This is a genomic window from Stenotrophomonas sp. 2YAF22, assembly GCF_052114665.1.
In the GTDB taxonomy this organism is placed as follows: domain Bacteria; phylum Pseudomonadota; class Gammaproteobacteria; order Xanthomonadales; family Xanthomonadaceae; genus Stenotrophomonas; species Stenotrophomonas indicatrix.
The window spans coordinates 1-3590 of record NZ_JBFRFE010000448.1 but is presented as its reverse complement, the minus strand read 5'-3'; the positions used below and the strand labels follow the sequence as shown (position 1 = coordinate 3590).

The 3590-nt window shown below is 65.2% G+C and carries 3 protein-coding genes and 1 pseudogene; 2 read left to right on the top strand and 2 right to left on the bottom strand.

Translation table 11 applies throughout. The annotated features are described in order from the left end of the window. Window positions 1–256 (bottom strand): annotated as a pseudogene (locus AB4Y84_RS16195) (kinase); the annotation flags it as partial. A 441-nt stretch (window positions 257–697) separates the two neighbouring features. Between AB4Y84_RS16195 and AB4Y84_RS16190 the strand changes: the two are divergent. Continuing rightward, window positions 698–1603 (top strand): aspartyl/asparaginyl beta-hydroxylase domain-containing protein, encoded by a 906-nt coding sequence (locus AB4Y84_RS16190; RefSeq protein WP_442244198.1) that lies wholly within the window; start codon window positions 698–700, stop codon window positions 1601–1603. Window positions 1604–1722: 119 nt separating this feature from the next. Here AB4Y84_RS16190 and speE read toward each other — a convergent pair whose 3' ends face one another. Next, window positions 1723–2574, bottom strand: coding sequence for a polyamine aminopropyltransferase (gene speE, locus AB4Y84_RS16185; RefSeq protein ID WP_442244194.1), 852 nt, complete (start codon window positions 2572–2574; stop codon window positions 1723–1725). Window positions 2575–2753: 179 nt separating this feature from the next. On the opposite strand from speE, the gene speA reads away from it, so the two are divergent. After that, window positions 2754–3590 (top strand): biosynthetic arginine decarboxylase (speA, locus tag AB4Y84_RS16180; protein WP_442250440.1); only part of this gene is annotated, 837 nt, incomplete at its 3' end.

The window sequence follows — 3590 nt, the reverse complement described above, 5'->3', positions numbered from 1 at the left end:
GGGTGCCGAGCAGGGCCGGGGCGTGCTTCCAGCCGCCCAGCCGCTCCAGCATGCGCGCCTCGCGGTGCACCATCAGGCGGGCGATCGGCGACACCGGGGTGCCACGGTAGCGGGAGTAGTCCTTCACCACCGCCGGACGGCCGTCCAGGCAGGTGCGGTAGACATCGGGGGCGAGGAAGCGTTCACCGCGCTTGAGCAGCAGCGGCGCCACGGCGTCATCGCCGCAGGACGGGGAGGGGGTGATGGAAGGGATCATGTGGGGTCTCGGGCGACCCGGTGGGCGGCGCTGAAGCGTCAAGCGAACCGGTACGACGGGGGGAACTGGCTAAACTTTCGTTAAGTCAATTTTAGTACCGGCAAGTTCGCTATTCCACGATTTGTCGGAGAAATGTCGGCGTCGTGGCTGGAACAGTTCGTCGCGCTTTTTCGGACAATTCTGTCTCACTTTTCGAAAAGCAATTTAATTTCAATAGTTTGCAGATGCGTTCGGCAGCGCTCGCGGCGCAGCGCTGCGGCCCACGCACGCTTGGCTTGACCCCGGCGCACGGCCTGCCGACCATAAGCTGTTACACGCGACATCGACGGCCGCACCCACCCGGCACGTCTCCGTCTCCTGCCGCGTTCCCCCACTGATGCCGGCCCTGCGGCCGCATCGCCCTGTTTCCCTGTCCGGCGCGTGCTGGAGGAAAGTGTTTTGATCATCAAAATCGTACTTGCGGCGCTGTTCGTGTCCTGCGTGCTGTACATCCACTTCCGTGGCAAGGTCCGTGCGCGCTGGTCGCGCCAGTTGCTGGACCACTCCAGCTTCATGGCCCCGATCAACGTGGTCATGTACATGTTCTCCAAGGTGCCGACCACGCCGTTCCTGGACCCGGGCAAGGAATTCCCTCAGCTGGAGCCGCTGCGGCAGAACTGGCAGATGATCCGCGACGAGGCACTGGCGCTGCGCGATGCGCAGGCGATCGCTGCCTCCAGCACGTTCAACGATGCCGGCTTCAATTCATTCTTCCGCCGCGGCTGGAAGCGCTTCTACCTGAAGTGGTACGGCCCCACGCACCCGTCGGCCAAGGCGATGTGCCCCAAGACCACCGCGCTGCTGGAATCGCTGCCGGACGTGCGCGCGGCGATGTTCGCGCAGCTGCCCTCGGGCAGCGAGCTGCGCCCGCACCGCGACCCGTTTGCCGGTTCGCTGCGCCTGCACCTGGGCCTGGCCACGCCCAACAACGATGCCTGCTACATCGAAGTGGACGGCATCAAGAAGAGCTGGCGCGACGGCGAGTGGATGATGTTCGACGAAACCTACATCCACCATGCGCACAACGAGACGCCCGATGACCGGGTGATCCTGTTCTGCGATATCGCCCGCCCGCTGCGCTTCGGCCTGCCGGGCCTGTTCAACCGCCTGGTGGCGTCCACGCTGCTGGCCGGTGGGGCATCGCCGAACCTGCCGGGTGACCCGACCGGTGGCGTCAACAAGGCCTTCGGCAGCGTGTACAAGGTGCGGCTGAAGGCCAAGGCGCTGCGCGAGCGCAGCGTGGTGGCCTATCAGGTAATCAAGTGGGGCCTGGTGGTGGCGGTGATCGCCGGTATCTGGGCGCTCTGATGCGTTGGGTTTGATGAGGTTGCCGGCCAGCGGCCGGCACTACCCGTAAAAACAAAAACCCGCGCTGTCGCCAGCGCGGGTTCTTCTTTGGGTGGGTGCCGACCGTTGGTCGGCACGCCTTACTTCAGCGCCGCCTTCACGAACGGCGGGGTCACCAGCACGCCGGTGTGCAGCGCGGCGGTGTAGTACAGGGTATCGAAGGTCTTGGCGGCCGAATCGGCCTGGCGGAAGTCGAAGCTGCTGTCGCCCTTGCGCGCCAGGGTCACGCTCCACCAGCCGGTGGGGTAGCACGGCTGCGGGAACGGCAGGGTCTTGAACGAGCCGAAGCCGGCCTTGTCCATTTCGGTGCGCATTTCGTTGATCAGTTCCAGCTGCATCAGCGGCGACTCGGACTGCTGCACCAGGATGCCGTCGTCCTTCAGGGCCTTGAAGCAGCTCTCGTAGAACGCCTTGTTGAACAGGCCTTCACCCGGGCCGACCGGATCGGTCGAATCGACGATCACCACGTCCACGCTGCCGGCCGGGCAGTTGGCCATGTAGGCCACGCCGTCGTCGAACATCAGCTCGGCGCGCGGGTCGTCGTTGGAATCGCACAGTTCCGGGAAGTGCTTGCGCGCCATCACGGTCACCTGTTCGTCGATGTCGCACTGGGTCACGCTCTCCACGCCCTTGTGCTTGAGCACTTCGCGCAGGGTGCCGCAGTCGCCGCCGCCGATGATCACCACGCGCTTGGGCGCGGCGTGGGTGAACAGTACCGGGTGGCTGATCATCTCGTGGTAGAAGAAGTTGTCCTTGCTGGTCAGCATGATGGCCCCATCGATGGTCATCAGGTTGCCCCAGTCGGTGGTCTGGAAGATCTCGATCTTCTGGAACGGCGACTGCACTTCGTCCAGCTTGCCGGTGATGCGGTAGCCGATGGCCGAGCCGGTGCGCTCGAAGTGTTCGATGTACCAGTTGCTGTTGTCAGTCATGGGAAAGCATTCCTGTTCGGAGGGGATGGAGCCGGGCTGAAGGCGGGGTGCCACGCATCCGGACGGATCGGCCCGTTCAGGTTCAGACCTGCCACGGGCGCGGGCGCGCATGATAACGAACCTGTGGGCATATAGGCGTTATCATGCCCCCCCTTTTATTTGCCACAAGGCCGACTGCAATGACCGATTGGTCCCTCGACCAAGCCCGCAAGACCTACTCGATCCCGCACTGGGCGGATGGCTATTTCGACGTGGATCAGGCCGGGCACATGGTGGTGAGACCGACCGGGGCGGATGGCCCGGTGGTGTCGCTGCCCAAGGTGGTCGATGCCGCGCGCGCGGCCGGTGCCAAGCTGCCGCTGCTGGTGCGCTTCCCGGACATCCTCGGCCAGCGCCTGGGCAAGCTGCAGGCGGCGTTCGCCCAGGCCCAGCAGGATTGGGACTACCCGGGCGGCTACACCGCCGTGTACCCGATCAAGGTGAACCAGCACCGCGGCGTGGCCGGCACCCTGGCCAGCCACCACGGTGAAGGCTTCGGCCTGGAAGCGGGCAGCAAGCCGGAACTGATGGCCGTGCTGGCGCTGTCGCGCCCGGGCGGCCTGATCGTCTGCAACGGCTACAAGGACCGCGAGTACATCCGCCTGGCCCTGATCGGCCGCAAGCTGGGCCTGCAGACCTTCATCGTCATCGAGAAGCCGTCCGAGCTGAAGCTGGTGCTGGAAGAGTCCAAGGCACTGGACGTGAAGCCGGGCCTGGGCGTGCGCATGCGCCTGGCCTCGCTGGGCGCCGGCAAGTGGCAGAACAGCGGTGGCGACAAGGCCAAGTTCGGCCTGTCGCCGCGCCAGCTGCTGGACCTGTGGAAGTCGCTGCGCGATACCGAATACGCCGACTGCCTGAGCCTGCTGCACTTCCACATGGGCTCGCAGATCTCCAACGTGCGCGACATCGCCAACGGCATGCGCGAAGCCGGCTCAGGCAGTCGGCGTATTCGGTATCGCGCAGCGACTTCCACAGGT

What these genes read in the sequence shown, in the direction of transcription:
- speE (WP_442244194.1), bottom strand. Translation starts at nt 2,574, where the DNA reads ATGACTGACAACAGCAACTGGTACATCGAACACTTCGAGCGCACCGGC.